Genomic DNA, 25,040 nt, shown 5'->3' with positions numbered 1-25,040 from the left:
CGTAGCCGAACTCGTCCTGCCACCGGATCCGCGCCGGCCCCGCGCTGCCTAGGTTGCTGAGCGTGGAGACTTCCCAGCAGTGTGCGGCGCGTCCCGCCGACCAGCGTCCCGCCGACCAGCGTCCCGTCGACCAGCGTCCCGCCGACCCGCCGCCCGCGCCCGTCCCGTTCGCCCGGACCGAGATCTGCCCGGAGGCGCGGGAGGCCGCGCAGCGGGTGCTGGCCTCGGGGTGGGTGACCACCGGGCCGCAGAGCGCGCTCTTCGAGCGCGAGTTCGCCGACTGGGTGCGGGCCCGGCACGCGGTGGCGGTGAGCTCCTGCACGGCGGCGATCGAGCTCGCCCTGCGGGCGCTGCGGCTGCCGCGCGGCTCGCTCGTCCTGATACCCGTGCTGACCTTCTGCGGAGCCGCGCAGGCCGTGCTGCACGCGGGCCTGCGCCCGCTGCTGGTGGACGTCGACCCGGTCACCGGCATGCCCTCCCCGGCCACCACCGCCCGCGCGGCGCACGGCAGCGGCCGGCCGCGGGCCATGCTGGTGCTGCACTTCGGCGGGGCGCCCGCGCCACTGGCCGAGCTCGCCGAGGCCGCTGGGCTGCCGCTGGAGCGGGTGGTCGAGGACGCGGCGCACGCACTGGGCACCTACCTGGACGGACGCCCGGTGGGCGCGCAGTCGCGGGCCGCCTGCTTCAGCTTCTACGCCACCAAGAACCTGCCGATCGGCGAGGGCGGCATGGTGACCACCGACGACGGCGAGCTGGCCACCCGGATCCGCCGCGCCAGCCTGCACGGGATGTCGGCCGACGCCTGGCGCCGCAACCTGCCCGGCGGCAGCTGGCGGTACGCGGTCGAGGAGGACGGCCTGAAGGCCAACATGACCGACCTGCAGGCCGCGATCGGCCGCGCGCAGCTGCGCCACCTCGCGGACTGGCAGCGCCGGCGCGAACTCCTCGCCGCCCGCTACACCGCTCGGCTGCGCGAGGTCCCCGGACTCACCCCGCCGACCGTCCCCGCCTCCGGCCGGCACGCCTGGCACCTGTACGTGGTGCGGGTTCGGCCCGCCTTCGGCATGTCCCGCGACGAGCTGGTCGTCAAGCTCGCCGAGCGCGGCATCGGCAGTTCGGTGCACTTCATCCCGCTGCACCGGCTCGGCTACTTCCGTCGCGCCGCCCTGCGCCCCGCGGGCGGGCTGCCCGGCGCTGATCTGCTCTTTCCCCAGCTGCTCTCGCTGCCCCTGCACCCCGGCCTCACCGAGGCCCAGGTCGACCGCGTCTGCGCGGCGCTCGGGCGGCTCGCCGATCCCTCGTCCCTTGGAAGCTGACCCGCCATGACCTGGACCTCCCCTGCCGCCCCGCCCGTGCCCGTACCGCGACCCGACGGCGGCCTGCGCACGCTCATCGTCGGTGCGGGCGAGGCCGGTTGGGCACTGGCCCGCGACCTGCTCCGGGCGCCGGAGTTCGGCCTCCGCCCGGTGGGCTTCCTGGACGACGACCCCGCGAAGGCGGGCAACAGCTGCCTCCCGCTGCTCGGCCCACTGGACCGGACCGAGGAGGTCGTCGCCGCGCACCGGATCGAGGTCGTCGTGGTGGCGATCCCGGGCCTCTCGGCGCAGCGCTTCCAGCAGGTGACCGGCGCCGCGGCGGCCCTCGGGGCGAGCGTTCGCTACCTGCCCTCGTTCATCGCCGCGCTGCGCCGCGACGTGGTCGGCGGCGACCTGCGGGCGCTGGACGTCAATCAGCTGATCGGCCGTCAGGAGGTGCACGTGGTGGGCGCCCAGGCCCGCCGGAGCGTCGCCGGACGGCGGGTCCTGGTGACCGGTGCGGGCGGCTCGATCGGCAGCGAGCTGTGCCGTCAGGTCTACGGCTTCGGTCCCAGTCGGCTCTTCCTGCTCGACCACGACGAGTCGAACCTGCACCGCCTCCAGCTGGAGCTCTTCGGCGCGGCCCTGAACGACGAGGACCTGGTGATCTCCGACATCCGGGACCGCGCCCGGCTTGAGCACGTCTTCGACCGGCTGAGACCCGAGGTGGTCTTCCACGCCGCGGCCCACAAGCACCTGCCGATGCTGGAGCACCATCCGTGTGAAGGCGTGAAGTCGAACGTGCTCGGCACCGACCAGCTGGTCCAGGTCGCGGCGACGTACGGCGTCGAGCGGTTCGTACTGATCTCCACCGACAAGGCCGCCGACCCGATCTCCGTGCTCGGCGCCACCAAGCGGCTGGCCGAGCTGATCGTGCAGGCCCGCCGGGCCGGGCCGACGGTCTTCGCCGCCGTGCGCTTCGGCAATGTGCTGGGCAGCCGCGGTTCGCTGCTGGACGTGCTGGCGGAGCAACTGCGCTCCGGCCGACCGGTGACAGTGACCCATCCGGACATGACGCGCTTCTTCATGACCATCGAGGAGGCCGCCGGACTGGTCCTGGAGGCCGGGCGACTGGCCCGCGGCGGCGAGGTCTTCGTCCTCGACATGGGCGAGCCGGTGCGGATCCTCGACCTGGTCGAGCGGTACGCCCACCAGATGAACGCCGGCCGGCTGCAGATCCGCTTCACCGGGCTGCGGCCGGGCGAGAAGCTCGACGAGACGCTCTTCTCGGTCCACGAGCGCCGACAGCCGACCGCCCACCCGGCCATCTACGCCACGGTCCCGTGCGACGCGCGCGAGCCGTCGGCCGTCGGCCCGCAGCTGCCCTCCCTGTACGCGGCCGCCTGGCGCGACGACGCTACCGAGGTGCGCCGCCGACTGGCCAGGCTGCTGCCCGGCTTCCCCGACCCCGGGCCGGTCCAGGCCGCCGCTGCCTCGGCGGATCAACGGCTGGTGACCGCGGCCCCCTACCCGGACGACTTCTGATGAGGACAAGCCAGCCCAAGGAGCCGCTGCCGCCGCAGGACCGCGCCGCGAAACGGCGCCGCCACCTGCGCCACGTCGTCGTGTCGCTCGTCGCCGTGCTGCTCGGTCTGCTGATGATCGGCGTGGGCACCGTGGAGTGGGGCACCAACCACTACGCGGGCGAGGTACAGCGGATCCCGAACGCGCTGCCGAACCTCCCGGCCGACCAACGCCCCGTCAAACCGCCGGAGGCCGGCAAGTCGCTGACCTTCCTGCTGGTGGGCCTGGACGCCCGCTCGGACCTGCCGACCACCGGCAATGCCGCGGGCGCCCCGCTGTGGACCTACGGCGCCCAGCGCACTGACACGATCATGCTGCTGCACCTGACCTCGGACCGTCACCAGGCCTACCTGGTCTCGATCCCGCGCGACACCTGGGTGCCGATCCCGGGGCACGGAGAGGCGAAGATCAACGCAGCCTTCTCCTGGGGCGGCCCGCCGCTGCTGATCCAGACCGTGGAGCAGTACACCGGCATCCGGATCGACCACTTCGGCGCGATCGACTGGAGTGGCTTCACCTCGCTCACCAACGCGGTCGGTGGCGTGACCATCACCATCCCCGGCAACTCCTACGACCCCGAGCAGAACCGCCACTGGACCGCCGGGACCACCACCATGGACGGGGCGACGGCGCTGGCCTACGTCCGCCAGCGCTATGGGCTGCCGAACGGCGACCTGGACCGGATCGCCCGCCAGCAGAACTTCCTGCGAGCCCTGATGACCAAGGTGGCGGGCCAGATCTCGCTGACCGACCCGTTCGGACTCAGCCGGTTGATGGATGCCACCGCCAAGGCGGTCAGTGTCGACTCGCAGCTCTCCAACAGCGAGCTGCGCGACCTGGCGCTCGGCATGCGCAATCTGGGATCCGGCAACGTGACCTTCGTCGAGCCGCCGCTCGGCGGGTTCATGACCGTGGACGGCCAGGACGCGCTCAGCCTGGACGCGACCAAGGCGCCCGCGCTCTGGAAGGCCGTGAGCACCGACAGGCTGTCCTCCTGGATCGCCCAGTACGGCACCGGAAACCTGCTGCCGAGCACCGTGAAATGAGCGCTGGCCCATCAGTCGAGTCCCACTCAGTCGAGCCCCGACCAGGCGCCGCCCGCCTGATGGACTTCCGTCCGCTCGACACCCGCCTGATGGGCCAGCGCCACGGCCTCCAGCCGCGAGTGCACCCCGAGCTTGTCGAGCACGTTCTGCACGTGGGTGCGCGCGGTGTTGGTGGTCATCCGCAGCCCCCTGGCGATCTCGGTCGTGTCGTCGCCCTCGGTCAGCCGCCGCAGCACCTCGCGCTCGCGTTGGGTGAGCCAGCGCAGCGCCTGGTCGCCGGCCTGGCGCTCGTCGACCCGCCGCTGGGCCTGCGGGGCCAGGGTCGGCTCGATGAAGCGGTCGCCCGACTCCACCGTCCGCAGCGCGCGGTCCAGCAGGTCGAAGCTCTTGTCCTTGCCCAGGTAGCCGACCACGCCGGCCTTTGTCGCGGCGGCCACCGAGCCGGGGTCCATCTCCCGGGAGAGCACGATGATCTTGGTCTGCGGTTCGCGCACGCGGATCTGCGTGATCACGTCCAGGGCCCGTCCGTCCAGCAGTTGCAGATCGACGATGCAGGTGTCGGGGTGGCAGGCCGTCACGGCCCGTAACAGCCCACCGCAGGTGGAGGCGGTGGCCTGGACTCGGTATCCCCGGCCTGACAGGACGAGTGCCAAGGCCTCGGCATGCAGCCGGGAGGCATCGGCGACGACGAGCTTCGCCAGTGGGGGAGTAGCCATGGTGAACGCCTTACGTAGCGGAGAACAGCGCCGCACAACCAGCGAAACAGAGAACGCCGCCGAAGTCCACCGCCGAAGTCCACCGCCGAAGTCCACCGCCGCTGGCCGCACGACGCTTTCGGTGGCAGCCTCAGAAGCATGGCTGGCGAGATCCGCGTCGTGGTGGCAGACCGGCGCCGCTCGGTCGCAGAGGTACTTGCGCTGGGCTTACGACAGGTCGGAATGGTCGGCAGCGCGGTCACCGGAATGAAGGCGGCCTGCCGGGTCGCTGCGGAGCTGCATGCGGACGTCGTGGTCGCGGACATCGGATTGCTGGGCCGGGCGGACTCCCCGCAGGTGCAGTCCCCCTGGCCCAGTCGGCTGTCGGTCCCGCTGATCGTGCTGAGCGACGGCTCCCGAACCGACGATCTCGCCTGCGCCGCCGTCCGGGCCGGCGTGCGCGGCTGGGTACCCAAGGACAGCTCCGTGCAGCACCTGCTGGCCGTCATCCGGGGGGTGCAGCGCGGGGAGACCTGGATCCCGCCTCAGCTGCTCACCCGGGTGCTCGCCGAACTGGTCACGCTACGCGACGGTCTTGAGGAGGACACCGGACGGCTGGCGACCCTCACCACGCGCGAGCGCGAGGTGCTGGGCTGCCTCTCGGCGGGGATGAGCCGGGCGGAGATCGGCCGGCGGCTCTTCCTCTCCACCAACACCGTGCGCACCCACATCCAGAACCTGATGATCAAGCTGGACGTGCACTCCTCGGTGGCCGCCGTGGCGCTGGCCCACCGGGTCGCCCTGCCGAACGCCCTGCCGCCGGTCGACGCGGCCCCGAACGGCAGCGAAGCGTCGGCGTCGCGTTGACGGCCAGCTTTCACGACGGCGAGCTTTCATGATGGCACGCTTTCACGACGGCGATGCGGTGTCATGACGGCGACGCGGTGTCATGACGGGGGCAAGGCGTCACGAGCGCGGCCCGGAGCCGACCAGCGGCCGCAGCGGTCCCGCGCGCAGCCGCTCGACCACAGGCGCGCCGAGCCGCCGACCGGTCCGAACCGTGGCGACAGCCACCAGGATGCCGAGCAGGGCCCCCGCGATCACGTCGTGCGGGTAGTGCGCGCCCACGTAGACACGGGCGAAGGCCATCAGCACCGCGGCCACTGCGGCGATCCACCCGAGCCGGCGGTTCACCAGCAGCAGGGCCGCGGCCGCCGCGAACGCGAAGGTCGCGTGGTTGCTCGGAAAGGCGTAGTCCGAAGGCGCGGGACAGGCCTCCACCTGGAAGTCGTGCGGCAGCGCCCGGCATGGCCGCGGCTCCCTGACGATCTCCTTGATGAGGGCGTCCGCCGCATAGGCCAGCGCCACGCCGAGGATGGCGCTGAGCGCTCCGGCCATGGTCCGTGCATCGGCACGACGGGCACCGAACCAGCCGAGTACCAGCAGCAGACCGAAGAAGAACGCACCGTAGTCGCTCCAGGCGCGCAGCGGCTCGTTCAGCCAGTGGGTGTCGCGGGCGAAGTCGGTGACCGTGGTGTACCAGCCGCCGTCGATCCGGGCGCCGTCGAGCCCCGCGAGGGTCGCGCTCACCGCCGGCCCACTCGGGCTTGGGGACACGTCAGTTGGCGGAACCTCACCGGGACCCCGTCTCCTCCAGCAGGTCCAACAGGTACTGTCCGTAGCCGCTCTTGACCAGCGGTTCGGCGAGCTCGCGCAGCTGTCCGGCGTCGATCAGTCCGGCCCGCCAGGCGGTCTCCTCCAGGCAGCCGACCTTGAACCCCTGACGTTCCTGGACCACTCGGACGAACTCCGCGGCCTGCACCATCGTGGTGAAGGTGCCGGTGTCCAGCCAGGCGGTGCCCCGGTCGAGCAGCGTGACGTTCAGCTCGGCCGCCTCGCGGTAGCTCTCGTTGATCCCGGTGATCTCCAACTCGCCGCGCGCGCTCGGCTTCAGGCCCCGGGCGATCTCCACCACCCGGTTGTCGTAGAAGTAGAGCCCCGGCACCGCGTACCTGGACCTCGGCCGGGCCGGCTTCTCCTCGATCGAGAGCACTGCGCCCGTCGCGTCGAACTCGACCACGCCGTACGCCCGCGGGTCCGCCACCGGGTAGGCGAAGATCCGCCCGCCGGTGATACCGGCGTTGTCGGCAGCGCCATTGGCGCCACTGGCGCCGGTGTAGCGGGCAAGGCGGGTGCCGAGGCCGCTGCCGTGGAAGATGTTGTCGCCGAGGATCAGGGCCACCGGCCCGTCGCCGATGAAGTCGGCACCCAGCAGGAACGCCTGGGCGATCCCCTCCGGCCGCTCCTGGACGGCGTACTCCAGGCGCAGGCCCAGCTGCGAGCCGTCGCCCAGCAGTCGCCGGAACTGCTGGAGGTCCTCGGCGGTGGTGATCACCAGGATCTCGCGGATCCCGGCCATCACGAGAGTGGAGAGCGGGTAGTAGATCATCGGCTTGTCGAACACCGGTAGCAGTTGCTTCGACACCACGCGGGTCAGCGGCCACAGTCGTGATCCGGTGCCACCCGCCAGCACAATTCCTCGCATATGCGCAGACTATGGCGCCAACCCGCACAATTCGCTGAGGCTCAGCAGGCCAGAAAGCTCTCAGGGCCGGCGGTTACCATCCACGGATGAGCAGCACCGGCGAGCCAGGGCAGCCGACACCGTCCCCACCCGCACCGTCCCCACCTGTACAGACGTCACCTGCATCGACGTCGCGGCGGGCGCGCGGCGCGGCGCTCGCGCTGGTCGGGCTCGCCGCCCTGGTGGCCGTCGCGGTCCGCCTGCCGCTGCTGCATCTGCCGTTGGATCCGGACGAGGGCGGCTACGCCTACCTTGCGGCGAAGTGGGCAGGCGGCGCGCGCCTCTACTCGCCCGCCGCCTGGGTCGACCGGCCGCAAGGGCTGATGCTGGTCTTCCGCCTGGTGACCGACCTGTCGTACTCGGCCACGGCGCTGCGGGTCGGCGCGGTGACCGCCGCCGTCGTGCTGACGGCCGGCGCGGCCGGCGCGGCCTGGGCGCTGGCGGGGCGGCGAGCAGCGGTCGTCGCCGGGCTGCTGGTGGCGGTGGTCAGCGCGGGACCGTACGTCGAGGGCTACGAGTTCAACGGCGAGCTGATCGCGTCCGCGGTGGGCACGACGGGCGTCGCGCTGGCCTTCTGGTGGCAGCGACGCGCGGCCGCGGTGCGCTGGCTGGTGCCGGTCGGGGTGATCTGCGGCGTCGCGCCGTTGATGAAGCAGTCCGCGGTGGATCCGCTGGTGGTGCTGGCCGCCGTCGCCGCGACCGCGACCGGGCGGCGGGCCCGGGCGCTGCTCGCGGCGGGCGCCGGCGCGGCGGTCCCGCTGACGGCCGCGGCCGTCCACGGCGCCGTCACCGGCTGGTCCAGCTGGTACTTCGCGGTCGTCGGCTTTCAGACGGCGGTCGCCGCGACCAGCGGACCGGGGTCGCGGCTGGGCCCGGACTATCAGACCTTCCTGCACGTCGCCCCGGACCTGCTCGGCCTGGTCGTGGTCGGCCTGCTCGGCTGCGCGACGATGCTGCGCGCGCCGAACCGTCGCCGGCGCCTACGCCGGTGCGTGCCGCTGCTGCTCTGGCTCGCCGCCGCCCTGGTGGCAGTGCTCGGCGGGCCGTTCGCGCATCCCCACTACTGGGTCCAGGCGATCGCCCCCCTCGCGGTGCTCGCCGCCGTGGCGGTGACCCGGCTGCCGGTGCGCGTGCGTCCGGGCGGCGGCCGCGCACTGGTGTCCGCCGCGCTGGTGACGGCTGCCGTCGCAGGCCCGCTCGCGGTCCAACTCGACCTGGCGGCGAAGACCCCGCAGCAGCGGGTCGCGTCCGTCATCGACGACCAGCGCCTGCTGGTGAACGGGCAGTTGTCGCGCTGGCTGCGCAGCAACACGGCGCCCACCGACACCGTCTTCGCGTTCACCGCCTCCGCCGACCTCTACCTGCTCGCCGACCGTTCCACGGGCTTCCCCTACCTGTGGAACTCGGCGTTCCAGGCCATCCCGTCCGCCGAACCCCGGCTGGCCGACTGGCTCGACGGCGCCTCGGGACCGGGACCGCGCTGGGTGGTCCTCTACGACCCGCCGAGTTCACTGGACCCCTCGGGACGCCTCCAGGGCATCCTGGACCACCGCTACAGCCGGGCCGCCGTCGTCGACGGCGTCACGGTCCTGCGGCGGGACTGAGGACTGACCCCTGGAACCCGTGCTCGGATCCCGCTGCGGCGTTCGGCTCACCCGTGCGGGTGGCGGGGTCGGGCCGTGCGGGTGCGTCCGGGCGCGGGTGCGCTGTGCGGCGCGGGCGGGCCGGTAGGAGCAGCTGGGTCAGCAGTCAGGCGTCCCCGGCCGGTGCGGCCGGTCGGGTGACTGGTGCGTGGGATGCCGCTCTCGCTGAGGCGTAGGCCCTAGCGTGAGCGGGGAACCCTGCCCGTGGCGGTTTCGATCCGGCGGGCCGCACCCCTGAGGAGACCACCGATCATGACCCTCTCGCTGCCGGAGCTCACCGGAGACTACGTACTGGACCCCGCGCACACCCGGATCGGGTTCGTCGCGCGGCACGCCATGGTGACCAAGGTCCGCGGAGCCTTCCTCGAGTTCGAGGGCACCGCCCATCTGGACGGCGCCGATCCGACCCGCTCCAGCGGGCGGGTGACGATCAAGACCGCGAGCATCGACACCGGCAACGAGCAGCGCGACGGTCACCTGCGTACCAACGACTTCCTGGACGCCCCGCAGTACCCGGCCATCACGTTCGTCTCCACCGCGGTCGAGGCCAGCGGAGGCAGCGACTTCCGGGTGACCGGCGATCTGACGATCAAGGAGACCACCCGTCAGATCGCCATCGACTTCGAGTACACCGGCAACGCCGTCGACCCCTACGGCAACCTGCGGGTCGGGCTGGAGGGCTCGGTGACGATCAGCCGCAAGGAGTACGGCATGACGTGGAATGCCGCGTTGGAGGGCGGCGGCGTCCTGGTCAGCGACAAGGTGGTCCTCGAGTTCGACGTGTCCGCGATCAAGCAGAGCTGACCCGGCCCGGCCCTCGGCCCCCCGACCGCCTGCCAGGCGGTCGGGGGGCCGAGGTTCAGCGGGCGGACCAGACCGGACAGTCGACGGAGTGGCGGGTCAGCAGGACGACGGTCCCGCCGTCCAGTACCTCCCGGGTGCGCGTGACCGTGCAGCAGACCGCCGCGGGGGGTGCCGCCAGCAGCTGCCGGGTGGGGGCGCGGGCGTCGTCCCGCTCGTCCCATTCATTCCGCTCGTCCCACTTGTTCCGCTCGTTCCGCTCGGGCATTTCGGTACGCGGCCAGTCGGGCGCCGCGGGCAGCCGCGCCGGCCGGGTGGGGGCAGGTCGACGCACGGCCTGCTCGATGGGTACCCCGAGAGCTCGGGCACGGGCGTGGAGGCGGCGGCGGTCGCGTCGTTCGGACATGCCGCCACCCTGCACCGTCGCACCCCGTCCGCGCCAATGCGGAGCTGTCAGTCCTCCGCGCGCTGGGTGACGGCGGCCTCGGTGCGGTCGCCCAGGAACTCGTACCACCGGCGTTGCAGGCAGCCGTAGCGCGCGTCGGCCTCGACGAGGCCGAGGAACGCGGTGACGGTCTCGGCGAGACGCTGCTGCAGCCCGGGGTCGGTGAGCAGTCCGTCGGCGGTGAAGGCCTGGTGTGCCCGGCCCAGGCTGAACATATCCGGATAGACGCGGGTGCCGAGGTGCTCCAGCGGTACCCGCAGCGCCCACAGCCCGCGGTTCCCGCCGACCAGCGACGGGGAGGCCGAGACCAGCAGCGCGTGCTTGGTCTTGAACGGTTGCGGCTGGACGCGCGAGACCCAGTCGATGGCGTTCTTCAGGGCGCCGGGCATCGAGCCGTTGTACTCGGGGGAGGAGATCACGAACGCGTCGCAGAGCTCCAGCCGGTCGCGCAACGCGAGCGCGCCGTCCGGGATCCCGCCCGCGGCCTCCACGTCGCCGTCGTACAGCGGCATGTCGAACTCGTGCATGGCCGCGAGGTCGACGGCGGCGCCGGCGTCGGCCGCCAAACGGGCCACCAGGGCGGCGAGTCGGGCGTTGGTGGACTCGGCGCGCAGGGCGGCGCCGAGGACCAGGACCCGGAGCGGGCCGGGCTGGGTGGCGTCTGCGGACATGGGTACGTCCCTTCCGGCGGTGGGTGGACCGCCCGGCCGGGGCGGTCTGCCCCACCAGTCTGGTCCCGGTGGCGACGCCGCGCGATCGGATCGGCGCAGGGCGGCGCAGCGGCGGGCCGTGCCGGTGCGGCGAGCGTTGGGCGAAGCGGGTCCGGGTGGCTGGCAGTCCGGGCGAACTGCGCGACGGGGCCCGGTGTGACAGCCGGTTGATCTACAGTTCTCTGGTCGGTCTGCGTCAACTGGTCACCGTCAACTGGTCACCCCAGGAGGAATTGCAAGTCATGGCTGCTGAGACGTTCGAGTTCCAGGTGGAAGCGCGTCAGCTCCTGCAGATGATGATCCATTCGATCTACTCGAACAAGGACGTCTTCCTGCGCGAGCTGGTGTCCAACGCCTCCGATGCACTGGACAAGTTGCGCCTCGAGGCACTGCGGGACGACGCGCTCGGCGCGGACGTCGCCGATCTGCACATCGTCATCGAGACCGACCCCGGGACCCGCACCCTGACGGTGCGGGACAACGGCATCGGCATGTCGCACGACGAGGTGGTCAAGCTCATCGGGACCATCGCCAACTCCGGTACGGCCGCGTTCCTGCGCGAGCTGAAGGAGGCCAAGGAGACGGCCAGCGCCGAGACCCTCATCGGTCGGTTCGGGGTCGGGTTCTACTCCAGCTTCATGGTGGCCGACGAGGTCGAGCTGCTGACCCGGCGCGCCGGCCAGAGCCAGGGCACCCGCTGGACGTCGAGCGGCGAGGGGACCTACACGATCGAGACGGTCGAGGAGGCGCCGCAGGGCACCTCGGTCACGCTCCACCTCAAGCCCGTGGACACCGACGACGGGATGCACGACTACACGTCCCGCTGGAAGATCCGGGAGATCGTCAAGCGCTACTCGGACTTCATCACCTGGCCCGTCCGGATGGCCGCCGAGCCCGCCGAGCCTGACGCGGCCGAGGAGGACGCCGCCCCCGCCGAGCCGGAGACCCTCAATTCCATGAAGGCGCTCTGGGCGCGTTCGCGGGACGAGGTGTCCGACGCCGAGTACCACGAGCTGTACAAGCACATCAGCCACGACTGGATGGATCCGCTGGAGACCATCCGCCTCCAGGCGGAGGGGACCTTCGAGTACCAGGCCCTCCTGTTCATCCCCTCGCACGCGCCGCACGACCTGTTCACCCAGGGCTACCAGCGCGGGGTCCAGCTCTACGTGAAGCGCGTCTTCATCATGGACGACTGCGAGGCGCTGCTGCCCGGCTACCTGCGCTTCGTCAAGGGCGTAGTCGACGCGCAGGACCTGTCGCTCAACGTGTCGCGCGAGATCCTCCAGCAGGACCGCCAGATCCAGATGATGTACCGCCGCCTGGCGAAGAAGGTGCTGTCCGGCGTCAAGGACATGATGACCGGCGCCCCCGAGCGCTACGCCACCTTCTGGCGGGAGTTCGGCCGCGTCGTCAAGGAGGGCCTGCTCAGCGACTTCGAGAACCGCGATGCCATCCTCGCCATCTCCTCGTTCGCCTCGACGCACGACGCGAACGCGACGACCACGCTGAAGAGTTACGTCGAGCGTATGAAGGACGGGCAGGAGCACATCTTCTACCTGACCGGCGAGAACCGGCAGGCCGTCGAGAACTCCCCGCACATGGAGGCGTTCCGGGCCAAGGGCATCGAGGTGCTGCTGCTGACCGACCCGGTCGACGAGGTCTGGGTCAGCGCCGTTCCCGACTTCGACGGCAAGCAGCTGCGCTCCATCGCCAAGGGCGAGGTCGACCTCGGCACGGACGAGGAGAAGAAGCAGGCCGAGACCGAGCGGGAGAAGCAGCAGCAGGAGTACGCCGGGCTGCTCACCCTGCTGACGGACCGGCTGGGCGAGCACGTCAAGGAGGTCCGGCTGTCCTCACGACTGACCGTCTCGCCCGCCTGCGTCGTCTCGGACACGCACGACGTGAGCCCGGCCCTGGAGAGCATGTACCGCGCGATGGGCCAGGAGGTGCCCCAGGTCAAGCGCATCCTGGAGCTCAACGCCGGCCACCCGCTGGTCGCCGGCCTCAACAAGGCGCACGGCGCGGGCGGCGACGAGACCGGCGTCGTCGAGACCGGTGAACTCCTGCACGGCATGGCGCTGCTGGCCGAGGGCGGCGAGCTGACGGATGCCGCACGCTTCATCAAGCTGATGGCGGACCGCCTCGAGCGCAGCCTGTAGGCGCGCGAGCGGCCACAGCCACGGCCACGGCCACCGACGGCAGGACGGGTCCCGAGCGCCCGTTCTGCCGTCTGTCATCTGCGCTCTGATGGGACGTTCGATAGGGGAGCGAGATTTCGTACGATGCCCGGGACGGCGATCGCACGGTCTGAGGGAGGGGGATGGCGTGAAGGTCATCGAGCAGGAACTGGTGACTCCTTGGGAGGCGGTGCTGCTGGAGCCGGTCGGCGGTAGCCGCACCGGGGTCCTGGTGCTGTCGGGGTCGAGCGGGCGGGTGGAGCGGCAGCGGGCGCGGGTGCTGGCCGAGCAGGGCTGTCTCGCGCTGGCGATCCGGTGGTTCGGTGGCGCCGGGCAGGCTGCGGGGATCTGTGAGGTGCCGCTGGAGACGTTCGTGGCGGCGGTGGATCTACTGCGGGCGCGGGGCGCGGAGCGGATCTGCATCCTGGGCACGTCGAAGGGAGCCGAGGCCGCGTTGCTGACGGCGGTGCGTGATCCGCGGGTGGACGTGGTGGTGGCCCTGGCGCCGACCTCGGTGGTGTGGGGGAATGTCGGGCCGGGGCTCGATGGGGAGCAGCGGCCGTACCGCTCGTCGTGGAGCTGGCGCGGGCAGCCGCTGCCGTTCGTCCCGTACGACGACTCCTGGCTGTCGGCCGATCACGGCGACGGGCCGGTGGCGATCCGGGGCTGTTACGAGCAGAGCGAGCGCACCTTCGCCGCCGATCTGGACGCCGCCGCCATCCCCGTGGAGCAGGCACGTGCCGACATCCTGTTGGTGGCAGGGGCCGATGACGAGATGTGGCCCGCCCTGCGGTACGCGCGAGAGCTGGCCGCGCGGCGAGAGGCGGTCGGCGCCCAGGTCGAGGTGATCACCCGCGACGACGCGGGACATCGCCCGCGCCTGCCCGGGGAGGGCCCGGCCGCGCCGTCGACGGTGTACCACTACGGGGGCACGGCCGAGGGCGACGCCCTGCTCGGTGAGGCCGCCTGGGGATCGATCCTCGACCGGCTCGGGTGACAAGTCCCGATCCGCACAGGTGCCGTCACCAGGCGCGGGCCGAGTCCAGCAGGTGGTCGCGAACGCGGGCCAGGTGGGGGTTGGTGGAGGCCCCGGGGCGCTGGACGAGGTAGGCGGTGTTGATCGGCGGGTCCTCCGGTTCGTGCAGGAGCACCAGGGCGCCGGAGGCGAGTTCCGCGCGGCAGAGATAGCTGGGCAGGACGCTGAAACCGGCGCCCGCCGTGACCGCCGCGAGGACTCCGCGCAGGTCCGGGACGGTCACCGCGGCCGGGCAGTTGAGGCGGCGCTCGAAGACGTGCCGCCAGTAGCGGCGGGCGATGGGCAGGTCTTCGGCGTAGCTGATCAGCGGGACGCGGTGCAGCGCGGCGGGCAGGTCGGCGGGCAGGTCGGGGCCGGCGAGGCGTTCGGCCCAGCTGGGCGCGGCGACCAGGACGAACTCCTCGTCGGCGAGCGGCACAGCGGCGAGTGCCCGGCCGCGCGGCCGGTGGGTGGAGACCACCAGGTCGTGCCGGCCGGCTCGGAGCTCCTCCAGGAGCGGCTCGGTCAGACCGGTGGCCAGTCGCAGCCGGACGCCCTCGGCGACCAGCGGCGCCAGCGCGGGCAGCAGGGTCATGCAGAGGAACTCGGCGGGCCCGGCCAGGTGCACCGGTTCCGCCGGGCCGGTGCGCTCCTCGCCGGTGACGGAGGTGGAGAGCGAGACCAGCTGGTCGAGTGGGCCGGAGAGCTGGGTCGCGAGCTCGTCGGCGAACGGCAGTGCGGCGACGCCGCGCGCCTGGCGTTCGAAGAGCTCGCGGCCCAGCCGTCGCTCCAGCGCCCGGATCTGGGCGGTGACTGTGGGCTGCGAGAGGCCGAGCAGCGCAGCGCCCGCGGTGAACGAGCCGGCGCGGTGGACGGCCAGGAAGGTCCGCAGCAGGTTCAGGTCCAACGGGGCAGAGCCGGTGGCGCCGGATCCGGTGGGGCTGGAGCCATTGGCATCCCGATCGCTCATGAGGCCCAGTCTAGGAGTCTGGGAGTCTGCGATGGCTGCGCGACGATGGCCATTCCCGGTGTCCCATCGGATCTTCGATGGCAGCCATCGGCGCTTCCATTGGTGGCTGGTACTTGACTAGGTCTACCTTCGAGCTCATGAAGCACGCTGACGTTCTGGGTCCAGAGCGTCAGGACGTGGAACCACCATCCTTGGAGTGAACTCTCATCATGGTCAAGAAGATCCTTTTCGTGATGACCGGCGTCGACTACTGGACGCTGGCCGACGGCACCAAGCACCCGACCGGCTTCTGGGCCGAGGAAGCCGTCGCCCCGTACGAGGCGTTCAAGGCGGCGGGCCACCAGATCGTCGTCGCCACCCCCGGCGGCGTGATCCCGACCGTCGACCGCGGCAGCCTCGCCCCGCAGGTCAACGGCGGCGAGGAGGGTGCCAAGAAGATCGCGGACGCCCTCGCCTCGATCACCGAGCTCCAGCACCCCGTCAAGCTGGAGGACGTCAGCCTGGACGACTACGACGCGGTCTTCTACCCCGGTGGCCACGGCCCGATGGAGGACCTGGCCGTCAACGCCGACTCCGGTCGGCTGCTGACCCTGGCGCTCAAGTCCGGCATGCCGCTGGGCGTGGTCTGCCACGCTCCCGCCGCGCTGCTGGCCGCCCGCAACGAGGACGGCAGCTCGCCGTTCGCCGGCCGCAGGCTGACCGGCTTCACCAACGCCGAGGAGATCCAGGCCGGTCTGGCCGACAAGGCCAAGTGGCTGCTGCAGGACCGCCTGGTCGAGCTCGGCGCCGACTTCCAGGAGGGCGAGCCCTGGGCCCCGCACGTCGTCGTCGACGGCAACCTGGTCACCGGGCAGAACCCCTCCTCCTCCGCACCGCTCGCAGCAGAGCTGCTCAAGAAGCTGGCCTGATCGCATGCCCGCCGGCCGGCTCGACGAGGTGCTCGACGCCACCTACACCTGCTTGACCAGGTACGGGGTGCGGCGCACCACGATGGACGACATCGCCAGCGAGATGGGCGTGTCGCGGTCGGCGGTCTACCAGTACGTCCGCAGCAAGGACGACGCGTTCCGCCGGCTCGCCGAGCGCCTGCACACCCAGGCGCTCGCGCGGGCCCGGCAGGCCGCCGCGTTCGACGCCCCGGTCGCCGAACGCGTCCGCGCCGTGCTGGAGGCCAAGCTCGACCTGGTCCTGCAACTCGCCGGGGACTCCCCGCACACGGCCGAACTCCTGGACAGCAAGGCCCGGTTGTTCGGCGACATCTGCACCGAGTTCACCGCGCGGCTGCGCTCCCTGCTGGCCGACGTCTTCGCCCAGGCGGGCGTGGAGCAGCCCGAGGACGCGGCCGACATCTGCATCGCGCTGGTCGTGGGCCTGGAGAGCGCGCCCGCCCCCAAGCGCCTCTTCGCCCGCGCGGCGGCCGCACTCCACACCGGACTGTGCGACATCCCGCGAGTTCTCGTGAGCCCCGCTGAGTGACCAGCGGCTCCGCCCGGCCGACCGTGCCGGCGGCGCTTCGTCATCGACCAACGGATTCCGCGTCAGGGGCCCCGAGCGCGTCGGCCACTCCGCCGGCGGGTGCTACAGGTCGGCGAGCCAGGGATGGCCCGGGTGTACGTGGGCGAGTAGCTCGCCTAGGGTCTCGCGCTGAGTCGGGGTCATGTGCGGGACCGTCGCGTCGAAGTCTGTCTGATCCTTTGGGCGGGCGTGCTTGGCCTTGAAGAGCAGGACCAGTTCGGGTACCAGATACGGGATGCCGTCCTGGGTGCGGTGGATGATCTCGCTGTAGGGAAGCCGGATGCTCTCATCGCGTCGGCAGATCCAGGTGTCGCCGTCGTGCGGTTCGCGGAACACGTCGAGCAGGTAGTTGCCGGTGGCCGGATCGCGGAGCCAGGAAATCTATCAGCGACTCCGCCGCGCGGCGGTGTCGGCGCGGCGCGCCCACGGGAGGGTCATTGCGCGGGGTTGCCCGAGGCGGCCGTTACTACTGGGCCCGGCGGGCACCGGTGCGCGCTCGACACCTCACCGAAGTTGCGGAGGCGGCTCGATGGCCGAGGAACCGACCAGCCACGCGCCCGCCTGGACGGCGGGTAGTGCCGAGCTGCGGGTCCAGTTGGGCAGGCTCAGTACTGAGGAGCACCGTCCCGAGCTCGCGCGGATCGACGAGTTGCCCACCCTGGAGATCGCCCGGCTGATGAACGCAGAGGACCAGCTGGTACCGGGCGCAGTGGCCGCCCAACTCCCGTGCATCGCCGCCGCGATCGACGCCATCGCGGAGCGGATGGCCCGCGGCGGGAGGCTCGTCTACGCGGGCGCGGGCACCTCCGGACGCCTCGGCGTCCTCGACGCGAGCGAGTGCCCGCCCACCTTCAACACCGCGCCCGGCCAGGTGCTCGGCCTGATCGCGGGCAGACCGGTCGCCCTGCGCCGCGCCGTCGAGGGGGCCGAGGACGACCGCGCGGCGGCCGCCGCCGACCTCGACCGGATCGGCCTGACCGAGCGGGACAGCGTGGTCGGCGTCTCCGCCTCGGGCCGTACGCCCTATCCGCTCGCCGCCGTCGAGCACGCCCGGGCGCTGGGTGCACTGACCGTCGGGCTCTCCTGCAACGCGGGCTCCGCGCTGGCAGCGGCCGCCGAGCACGGCATCGAGGTGGTGGTCGGCCCGGAACTGCTGGCCGGTTCGACGCGGCTCAAGGCCGGCAGCGCGCAGAAGCTGGTCCTCAACCTGATCTCTACCCTCACGATGATCCGACTCGGTAGGACGTACGGAAACCTGATGGTTGACCTGCGGGCCACGAACGAGAAGCTGCGGGCTCGGGCCCACCGGATCCTGGCGCTGGCCACCGGTGCCGACGACGCGACGATCGAGCGGGCCCTGGCCGCCGCCGACGGCGAGGTGAAGAACGCGCTGCTGATGATCCTCGGCCGGCTCGACGCCCCGACCGCCGCCGCCCGACTCGCCCGCCACCAGGGCCGGTTGCGCAACGCCCTGGCCGACGGGTCCAGCTGACACCGCCGCTCTACGACTGCACGAATACATGACTGCATGACTACACGACGTCCAGCAGAAATCGAGCACCTGTGTCCGACGAGACCCCCCGCACCACGACTCCGCGCACCACGACCGCCGCCGCGACCGCCGCCGCGATCCTCCCGCTGCTCGGAGGCGCCGCGAACATCGCCACCGTCGCCCACTGCATGACCCGCCTGCGCCTGGGCCTGGTCGACCGCGGCCTCGTCCAGCACACCGAACTCCGCTCTCTGCCAGCCGTGTTGGGCCTGGTCGAGGACGACACCTACCAGCTCGTGCTGGGCCCCGGCATCGTGACGCGGGTCGCCGCGGAGCTGTCAGGACTCCTCGAAGCCGACCGCCAACAGCCCCTCCAGGGAGCGGAGTTGACGGACCGAGGCCCCCGGCGGGAGCGCGATGCCACCGCGCTCAAGCGTGCGCTGCGCCGGATCGCCGACGTCTTCGTGCCACTGATCCCGGCCCTGATCGGCTGCGGCGTCGTGGCGGGCGTCAACGGCCTGCTGACCAACCTCGGGCTGGCGCCCGCCCTGGTACCGGCGCTCGGCGCGATCGCGGGCGGGTTCATGTCGCTGATCGCGGTGTTCGTCGGATACAACACGGCCAAGGAGTTCGGCGGAACCCCGATCCTCGGCGGCGCGGTCGCCGCCGTGATCGTCTACCCGGGGGTGGCCGACGTCTCCGTCTTCGGGCAGAAGCTCTCCCCGGGCCAGGGCGGCGTGCTCGGCGCCCTGGTCGCGGCGCTGCTGGCGGTACGGATCGAGCGGCTGTGCCGGCGGCTGCTCCCGCAGGCGCTGGACGTGCTGCTCACCCCGACCCTGACCGTCCTGCTGACCGGTCTGGTGACCCTGTTCGGCCTGCTGCGCCTCGCCGGCGCCGTCGCCAACGAGGTCGGCGAGGCGGCGAGTTGGCTGCTCTCGCACGGCGGGGCGCTGGCCGGGCTGCTGCTCGGCGGGCTCTTCCTGCCGCTGGTGATGCTGGGTCTGCACCAGGCACTGATCCCGATCCACGTCACCCTGATCCAGCAGCAGGGCTACACCCTGCTGCTGCCGATCCTGGCGATGGCCGGCGCCGGCCAGGTCGGCTGCGCGATCGCGGTCTACCTCCGGCTGCACCGCAACAGCTCGATCCGGGCCACCATCAGGTCCGCACTGCCCGCCGGACTCCTGGGCGTGGGCGAGCCGTTGATCTACGGCGTCTCGCTGCCGCTGGGCCGCCCGTTCGTGACGGCCTGTCTGGGCGGCGCGGCGGGCGGCGCGTTCATCGGCCTGTGCAACCAACTCGGCACACCCGTCGGCTCCACCGCCATCGGCCCCTCGGGCTGGGCGCTCGTCCCGCTGCTGAAAGGCACGCACGGCATGGGAGCCGCTGTCGCGGTCTACGCGGGCGGGCTGCTGACGGGCTACCTGGTCGGCTTTCTGGCCACCTACCTCTTCGGCTTCACCCGACCGATGCTCACCGAGCTGAACCCGGAGCCCGGGTGAGCTCGGCCGGCAGGTTTGAGGGTGGAATCGAGGGAGCGCCGGGAGACCGGCGCTCCCTTCGTGTCGTCCGGACCTACCCGAACTGTTCGCCGACAGTTCCCTCCGCAGGACTGCCGATCGCGGCTACCAACCGGTAACGTGCGCTCTCGGCCTGCCGCGTTCGGGGTCGGCCACCCGTCGTACACCGTTCTCCGCCGGCGCCGCCAGGGCCGCCCGCGGTGTGTCAAAAAGGGGGACACTCATGTCCGCGTTCAGTCGCCGCCGCTTCATCGGCGGCGCTTCGGCCACGGCCGCAGGTGCCGCGCTCTCGCTGGCCGGCGGGACCTTCGCGTCGGCCGCCGCCCGGGACGGCGCGCTGGCGGCCACCGTGGCGCGCGCGGTGGCGGTCGGCGGCACGACGCTGGAGCAGGTCGCCACCCCGCTCGGCAGCGGCGGCTACCGGCGGCTGCTCTCCGGTCCGGGCTGGCCGCTGGTGGTGCGCGGCGAGCTGGCCGCCGCGCAGGCCGGCAGAGACGGCCGGCGCACCGGCCTGGCGAGCTTCGTCCAGTTCACCGACCTGCACCTGTGCGACACCGAGTCGCCGATGCGCTTCGAGTACCTGGCCCGCTGGAACGACGCCGCGCACCGCCCGCAGGAGACGCTCACCGTGCGCGGCGCCTCCTCGCTGGTCGAGCGGGTGAACGAGGTGGCGGCCGGCCCGTACACCGGCCTGCCGTTCAGCCTGGTGATGGCCACCGGTGACAACACCGACAACCACGAGCAGCTCGAACTCGACTGGTACCTGACGGTGATGAGCGGCGGTCAGGTGACCCCGAACAGCGGTGACACCAGCCGTTACGAGGGCGTGCAGAACTCCGGCAGCGCCGCCTACTGGAACCCGGAGAGCGCCTTCCAGGACAACTACAAGGCGGTCGGCTTCCCCCAGATCCCGGGCTTCCTGAGCGCTGCCGGCAGCTCGTTCCAGGCACCCGGCCTGAAGACGCCCTGGTACACCACGGTCGGCAACCACGACGACAGCATCGAGGGCACGCTGCCCGACCTGGGCCTGCTGAACTCGCTCTACACCGGCGACCGCAAGATCGAGGGCTGCGACGACGCCGACGCGGCGAAGCTGGCCGGCCTGCTGAAGAGCGACCCGGCCTCCGCCGTGCTGCTGCTCGGCAAGCTGCTGGAGGACGCCGACGCGGTCCGCGAGATCACCCCCGACGCCCGTCGCCAGCCGTTCACCACCAAGCAGTTCGCCCAGGCGCACCTCAACCCGGCCTACACCGGCGCCGGCCCCTACGGCCACGGCTTCACCTCGGATGCCGCCAACAGCGGCAACCTCTACTACACCTTCGAGATCTCGGAGGGTGTCCTCGGTATCAGCCTGGACACCACCAACGCGGCCGGCTTCGCCGACGGCTCGATCGGCACCGCGCAGCTGAACTGGCTGGAGCAGCAGCTGCGGGCCAACAGCGACCACTGGTACGACACCAACGGCAACCTGGTGCGCGGTGGTTCGAGCAGCCGGCTGGTCGTGCTGTTCAGCCACCACACCAGCACCACCATGGGCAACCTGCTGCTCGACCCGCGCCACTTCTTCGAGCTGCGGCACGACGGCAACGCGCTGGTCGCCCTGCTCCAGCGCTACCCGAACGTCCTGGCCTGGGTGAACGGCCACACCCACCAGAACCAGATCACCGCGCACGGCCACGCGGTGCCCGAGCGGGCGTTCTGGGAGATCAACACCGCCTCGCACATCGACTTCCCGCAGCACGCGCGGATCATCGAGGTCACCGACAACGGCGACGGCACCCTCTCGCTCTTCACCACCCTGATCGAGTCCGCCGCGCCCTATGGCACCGCCTTCGACGACACCTCGGACGCGGGCCTGGCCTCGCTCTACCGCGAGCTCTCCTTCAACGACCCGTACGCCACGCCGGGAGTCAAGCTCGGCACCCCGCTGGACCACAACACCGAGCTGCTGCTGGCCAAGCCGGGCCGCTGACCCCGCCGACACCGCCCACCTGCGGGCGGGCCGCACCGCCCTGGTGATGGGGGGAACCAGGGCGGATTCAACTGATCGTCGCAACACCCACCTGGCTGACCATCGGCAACTGACCGTCAGGTCTGTGTCGGGCCTGGCGGATGGCGGCGGCAGCTTGTTGCCTTGGCAACTTGGCAACTTGCTGCCGGGCGTGCACCGTTCCGCGGGCGGCACTCGCCGGACATGATCCTCTTCGACGTACCCATCACCTCGGAGGTCCCGATGTCCGCACCGACCCGTCCAGCCCGTTCTCTGGCGCGCGTGGCCACCCTTGCGGCGATCGCCGTCGTCGCGGGGTTGTGCACTGTCGTGCCGGCGTCCGCCGACACTGGCAATTACTACGGCAACGGTTCCTTGACGGCCATGTCGACCGGGACGGTCGGGACGGGCATCGGTGCGCAACTGACCGGCGACATGATGGTCCAGCGCGCTCGGGACTGGGTGAGCCATCAGGTCATCTACAACCAGGGGAAGTCGTTCGCCGACGCCGAGGTCGGTGGGCCCTACCGCACCGATGACGGCGGTCTGGTCGACATGGCCTGGCAGCTGCCCAGCAGTCCGGCGGTGACCACGCCATCGCCCGGCATCGACTCCGCGCCGTACAGCACCAAGCTGACCAGCTGGTCCCAGCTGCAGCCCGGCGACGCGCTCGCCGTCGCGGGCAAGCACATCAGCCTCTTCGCCGGCTGGACCAACCAGGCGAACGGCGACTTCACCTACATCGCCGAGGAGAACTCCAGCGTCCCGACCGCAGAGTACCCGGCCAACATCCACGACCCCTCGATCGACGGCTACCCGGCGTCGGCCTACGAGCTGCTGCGCTACACCAACCCCCTCCCCGCCATCCCTGCGGACTTCAACGTCACACTGTCGGGCTTCAACCCCGGACAGACCGTCAGCGGCACCGTGCACCTGACCTCCACCCCGACGCAGAGCGACGTCATCGGGGGGCTCAACTACGTCATCTCCGGCCCCAACGGCTACTACAGCGAAGTGCCGGCAGGCCGAGGCGCCAACTACCCCTACGCGCTCAACACCACGCAACTGGCGAACGGCAGCTACACCGTCTCGATGATCGCCAGCGAGACAGACGGCCAGAACCACACGTACGGGGGCGGCTCGTTCATCGTCAGCAACACCACAGCCCCCGGCCCCGGCTACAACGCCGTCCTCGCCAAGAACAGCATCGGGCTCTACAACTGGACCCAGGAAAGCAACCCCGGCATCAAGGCCATCGCCACCAACGGCGGCGTCCAGCTGATGCTGGACAACAGCGGCGTCGTATGGGCCAAGAGCAGCATCGGGCCCTACAACTGGACCCAGGAAAGCGACCCGGTGGTGCAGGCGATCGCGGTCGGCTCCGACGGCACCCAGATGATCCTCGACAACAACGGCACGGTCCTCGCCAAGAACAGTATCGGGCTCTACAACTGGACCCAGGAAAGCGGCCCCGGCATCAAGGCCATCGCCACCAACGGCGGCGTCCAGCTGATGCTGGACAACAGCGGCGTCGTATGGGCCAAGAGCAGCATTGGGCTCTACAACTGGACCCAGGAGAGCGACCCGGTGGTGCAGGCGATCGCGGTCGGCTCCGACGGCACCCAGATGATCCTCGACAACAAGGGCACGGTCCTCGCCAAGAACAGTATCGGGCTCTACAACTGGACCCAGGAAAGCGACCCCGTCGTCACGGCCATCGCGGTCGGTTCCGACGGCACCCAGATGATCCTCGACAACAAGGGCACGGTCCTCGCCAAGAACAGCATCGGGCTCTACAACTGGACCCAGGAGAGCGACCCCGGCATCAAGGCCATCGCCACCAACAGCGGCGTCCAGCTGATCCTGGACAACAACGGCACGGTCTTCGCCAAGAGCAGCATCGGGCTCTACAACTGGACCCAGGAAAGCGACCCCGTCGTCACGGCCATCGCGGTCGGCTCCGACGGCACCCAGATGATCCTCAGCCAGTGACCGCCTCAGCCGCGTACTGAGCCGTTCCGGGCCGGACTCGTCGAGTCCGGCCCGGAAGCTGGATACCGACATGAACTCCGCCGCCCAGATGGCCACTTCGGGTCAGTCGGGGGCCTGTCCAGCCAACGTCTCTGTCCCGTAATCGGCTCTGGCTCACTTCCGGGATGATGTTGGCGATCTTCGCCTGAGTCCGGGGAGTGTGTGGGCAGGGCTCGGCTCACAGGCTCGGCATCAGGTCGGTCAGCTGCAATGCCGTCACGTCTTCAGAGGGGCGCGACAAGTGCAGCGTCGTGTGGAAGTAGCCGTCGGTCTCCTTCCCGTACGGGTCATCGCCGGCCGCGGTCACCGCTTTGACGGCGTATCGCTGTTCGTCCGCGTCTGTGAAGCGTCGTTGCCGGAACGTGTGCGTGGTGGCCTTCTCGGTGACCAGGCCGTATGAGGCCAGGCATGCGGCGATGGACGCGTACGAGGTGGTGCGCAGCACGAAGGCTGCGACCCACACCGGGTCGTGGGCGCAGGTCAGGATCGGTTGGAAGGTGCGGGGGGACAGAAAGGTCGCCCCTCCGGTGATCGTGATCAGACGGGCGTGCCGCGCGGCGCGGAGCAGGGACGGAGAGGGAGGCGCGGTCTCGAGATTCTCGGCGAAGCCTTCGTCCAGCAGGCCGACCTCGCGTGCGTAGGAGATCGCGTTGGTGGCCATGTCGAGTCCGATCACCCGGGCCGGGTCACGGCGCCGACGAGCCGCGTAGTAGCTGCGGTCCCATTCGATCAGTTCGGCTGTGGTCAGCGCGGTGGCCTGCGGTGACGTGTAGTGGGCGTAGAGGTCGTCCAGTGTCACGTCGTGGTTGAGGAGGGCGGCGTTGATGCCGTACGAGCAGCAGATGTCCAGCACGGTCACCGGTTCCGCCGCGCGGGCTGTCCGCCTGCGGGCCGCGACCGCCCGCTGGAAGATGCTCTGTCCGTGATGGGGAGCCTGATATTCCAGCGGGCCCAATGCCCGGAAATAGGCCCGAGGATCTGGCTGATCGTAGATGTCGTCGAACGCTGCCATACCCTCTGGGATGGGGATCGCCGACGCGTGCGAGCCGCTGGCAGCGATGTCCCCATGCCCCTTGTTCCGCCTACCGCTCACGCCGGCTCTCCTCACACAGCTCAGGTCCGCTATCCGGTCTCAAGAGTCGGTGACCCCAGGGCGGTACGGGAAGAAGGCGGGGAAGAAACCAGCCACCCGGCGCAACAGGCCAAGTGAAGATCGCCAACAGCTTCCTTCCGGTGGAGACGTGCGGTATTGCTGTTACTCGCAGTGAGCAGCCCAGTTCATGCCGGAAACCACCCGGTCGTCGTTGCGGACCACGATGAGCTGCGAGCCGGTCGTGCAGGTCGCGTTGGGGGCGATCGGCGGGGAGGAGAGCCAGGTGACGGGCTGGAAGACGGCCTCTCCCGCGCTCAGGACCGTCCCGTGCGCCTGGTCGGTGGCGAAGGCGCCGCTGCCCAGGACTCCGGTGGCCAGCTTGATGAACACGGGCGAGCCGTCGGTCCGCAGATCGGGGCGCCCGTACCGCC

The 25,040-nt window shown here is 71.1% G+C and carries 22 protein-coding genes and 1 pseudogene; 14 read left to right on the top strand and 9 right to left on the bottom strand.

Going from position 1 to position 25,040, the window contains the following annotated elements:
* The first annotated feature begins 62 nt into the window (after nucleotides 1–62).
* The 3 genes from P3T34_RS03605 to P3T34_RS03595 are packed head-to-tail and all read left to right on the top strand — an operon-like array spanning nucleotide 63 to nucleotide 3,925.
* The gene (locus tag P3T34_RS03605; protein WP_280664503.1) at nucleotides 63–1,316 is read left to right on the top strand and encodes a DegT/DnrJ/EryC1/StrS family aminotransferase; all 1,254 of its coding nucleotides are present in this window, start codon (nucleotides 63–65) and stop codon (nucleotides 1,314–1,316) included.
* A gap of 6 nt (nucleotides 1,317–1,322) precedes the next feature.
* A complete protein-coding gene (locus P3T34_RS03600) occupies nucleotides 1,323–2,840 on the top strand; it encodes a nucleoside-diphosphate sugar epimerase/dehydratase (RefSeq protein WP_280664502.1) in 1,518 nt (505 codons plus the stop codon).
* Entirely contained in the window at nucleotides 2,840–3,925 is a 1,086-nt protein-coding gene (locus P3T34_RS03595) for an LCP family protein (RefSeq protein WP_280664501.1), read from the top strand. Before P3T34_RS03600 ends, P3T34_RS03595 begins: the two co-directional genes overlap by 1 nt.
* Before the next feature lie 26 nt (nucleotides 3,926–3,951).
* Here P3T34_RS03595 and P3T34_RS03590 read toward each other — a convergent pair whose 3' ends face one another.
* Nucleotides 3,952–4,641, bottom strand: a complete 690-nt coding sequence (locus P3T34_RS03590; RefSeq protein ID WP_280664500.1) for a response regulator transcription factor — start codon at nucleotides 4,639–4,641, stop codon at nucleotides 3,952–3,954.
* Nucleotides 4,642–4,779: 138 nt separating this feature from the next.
* On the opposite strand from P3T34_RS03590, the gene P3T34_RS03585 reads away from it, so the two are divergent.
* Complete coding sequence (locus P3T34_RS03585; protein WP_280664499.1) at nucleotides 4,780–5,487, top strand: response regulator transcription factor; 708 nt, start codon at nucleotides 4,780–4,782, stop codon at nucleotides 5,485–5,487.
* A gap of 99 nt (nucleotides 5,488–5,586) precedes the next feature.
* Here the strand turns inward: P3T34_RS03585 and P3T34_RS03580 are convergent, their stop codons facing one another.
* Both P3T34_RS03580 and rfbA read right to left on the bottom strand, forming a co-directional pair.
* On the bottom strand, nucleotides 5,587–6,210 hold the full coding sequence (locus P3T34_RS03580; RefSeq protein ID WP_280664498.1) for a phosphatase PAP2 family protein: 624 nt from the start codon (nucleotides 6,208–6,210) through the stop codon (nucleotides 5,587–5,589).
* 43 nt (nucleotides 6,211–6,253) lie between these two features.
* Nucleotides 6,254–7,165, bottom strand: a complete 912-nt coding sequence (gene rfbA, locus P3T34_RS03575) for a glucose-1-phosphate thymidylyltransferase RfbA (RefSeq protein ID WP_280664497.1) — start codon at nucleotides 7,163–7,165, stop codon at nucleotides 6,254–6,256.
* Between the two features lie 86 nt (nucleotides 7,166–7,251).
* On the opposite strand from rfbA, the gene P3T34_RS03570 reads away from it, so the two are divergent.
* On the top strand, nucleotides 7,252–8,808 hold the full coding sequence (locus tag P3T34_RS03570; RefSeq protein ID WP_280664496.1) for a hypothetical protein: 1,557 nt from the start codon (nucleotides 7,252–7,254) through the stop codon (nucleotides 8,806–8,808).
* Nucleotides 8,809–9,099: 291 nt separating this feature from the next.
* Nucleotides 9,100–9,651 carry a YceI family protein gene (locus tag P3T34_RS03565; protein WP_280664495.1) on the top strand — a complete coding sequence of 184 codons (552 nt, stop codon included), beginning with the start codon at nucleotides 9,100–9,102 and terminating at the stop codon, nucleotides 9,649–9,651.
* Nucleotides 9,652–9,706: 55 nt separating this feature from the next.
* Here P3T34_RS03565 and P3T34_RS03560 read toward each other — a convergent pair whose 3' ends face one another.
* Entirely contained in the window at nucleotides 9,707–10,054 is a 348-nt protein-coding gene (locus tag P3T34_RS03560) for a hypothetical protein (RefSeq protein ID WP_280664494.1), read from the bottom strand.
* A gap of 47 nt (nucleotides 10,055–10,101) precedes the next feature.
* A complete protein-coding gene (locus tag P3T34_RS03555; RefSeq protein WP_280664493.1) occupies nucleotides 10,102–10,764 on the bottom strand; it encodes an NAD(P)H-dependent oxidoreductase in 663 nt (220 codons plus the stop codon).
* Between the two features lie 281 nt (nucleotides 10,765–11,045).
* On the opposite strand from P3T34_RS03555, the gene htpG reads away from it, so the two are divergent.
* Entirely contained in the window at nucleotides 11,046–12,965 is a 1,920-nt protein-coding gene (htpG, locus tag P3T34_RS03550; RefSeq protein ID WP_280664492.1) for a molecular chaperone HtpG, read from the top strand.
* A gap of 166 nt (nucleotides 12,966–13,131) precedes the next feature.
* On the top strand, nucleotides 13,132–13,980 hold the full coding sequence (locus tag P3T34_RS03545; protein WP_280664491.1) for an acyl-CoA thioester hydrolase/BAAT C-terminal domain-containing protein: 849 nt from the start codon (nucleotides 13,132–13,134) through the stop codon (nucleotides 13,978–13,980).
* Between the two features lie 25 nt (nucleotides 13,981–14,005).
* Here P3T34_RS03545 and P3T34_RS03540 read toward each other — a convergent pair whose 3' ends face one another.
* Nucleotides 14,006–14,968: a LysR family transcriptional regulator gene (locus tag P3T34_RS03540; RefSeq protein ID WP_280664490.1), complete on the bottom strand. Its 963-nt coding sequence runs from the start codon at nucleotides 14,966–14,968 to the stop codon at nucleotides 14,006–14,008.
* Nucleotides 14,969–15,177: 209 nt separating this feature from the next.
* Here P3T34_RS03540 and P3T34_RS03535 point away from each other — a divergent pair, with 209 nt between their 5' ends.
* Both P3T34_RS03535 and P3T34_RS03530 read left to right on the top strand, forming a co-directional pair.
* The gene (locus P3T34_RS03535; protein WP_280664489.1) at nucleotides 15,178–15,876 is read left to right on the top strand and encodes a type 1 glutamine amidotransferase domain-containing protein; all 699 of its coding nucleotides are present in this window, start codon (nucleotides 15,178–15,180) and stop codon (nucleotides 15,874–15,876) included.
* A gap of 4 nt (nucleotides 15,877–15,880) precedes the next feature.
* Complete coding sequence (locus tag P3T34_RS03530) at nucleotides 15,881–16,444, top strand: helix-turn-helix domain-containing protein (RefSeq protein ID WP_280664488.1); 564 nt, start codon at nucleotides 15,881–15,883, stop codon at nucleotides 16,442–16,444.
* Nucleotides 16,445–16,546: 102 nt separating this feature from the next.
* Here P3T34_RS03530 and P3T34_RS03525 read toward each other — a convergent pair.
* Nucleotides 16,547–16,861, bottom strand: a pseudogene (locus P3T34_RS03525) (hypothetical protein); the annotation flags it as partial.
* 151 nt (nucleotides 16,862–17,012) lie between these two features.
* On the opposite strand from P3T34_RS03525, the gene murQ reads away from it, so the two are divergent.
* From murQ to P3T34_RS03505, 4 genes are all read left to right on the top strand, one after another.
* Complete coding sequence (gene murQ, locus P3T34_RS03520; protein WP_280664487.1) at nucleotides 17,013–17,975, top strand: N-acetylmuramic acid 6-phosphate etherase; 963 nt, start codon at nucleotides 17,013–17,015, stop codon at nucleotides 17,973–17,975.
* 71 nt (nucleotides 17,976–18,046) lie between these two features.
* A complete protein-coding gene (locus P3T34_RS03515) occupies nucleotides 18,047–19,477 on the top strand; it encodes a PTS transporter subunit EIIC (protein WP_280664486.1) in 1,431 nt (476 codons plus the stop codon).
* 241 nt (nucleotides 19,478–19,718) lie between these two features.
* Nucleotides 19,719–21,467, top strand: coding sequence for a TIGR03767 family metallophosphoesterase (locus P3T34_RS03510; protein WP_280664485.1), 1,749 nt, complete (start codon nucleotides 19,719–19,721; stop codon nucleotides 21,465–21,467).
* 300 nt (nucleotides 21,468–21,767) lie between these two features.
* Complete coding sequence (locus tag P3T34_RS03505) at nucleotides 21,768–23,477, top strand: hypothetical protein (RefSeq protein ID WP_280664484.1); 1,710 nt, start codon at nucleotides 21,768–21,770, stop codon at nucleotides 23,475–23,477.
* 217 nt (nucleotides 23,478–23,694) lie between these two features.
* Here the strand turns inward: P3T34_RS03505 and P3T34_RS03500 are convergent, their stop codons facing one another.
* Both P3T34_RS03500 and P3T34_RS03495 read right to left on the bottom strand, forming a co-directional pair.
* Nucleotides 23,695–24,528, bottom strand: a complete 834-nt coding sequence (locus P3T34_RS03500; protein ID WP_280664483.1) for a hypothetical protein — start codon at nucleotides 24,526–24,528, stop codon at nucleotides 23,695–23,697.
* 243 nt (nucleotides 24,529–24,771) lie between these two features.
* Nucleotides 24,772–24,999, bottom strand: coding sequence for a hypothetical protein (locus P3T34_RS03495; RefSeq protein WP_280664482.1), 228 nt, complete (start codon nucleotides 24,997–24,999; stop codon nucleotides 24,772–24,774).
* Between the last annotated feature and the right edge of the window lie 41 nt (nucleotides 25,000–25,040).

Source organism: Kitasatospora sp. MAP12-44, assembly GCF_029892095.1.
In the GTDB taxonomy this organism is placed as follows: domain Bacteria; phylum Actinomycetota; class Actinomycetes; order Streptomycetales; family Streptomycetaceae; genus Kitasatospora.
The sequence above is the reverse complement of the archived record's forward strand: the minus strand, read 5'-3'. Positions and strand labels throughout refer to the sequence as shown.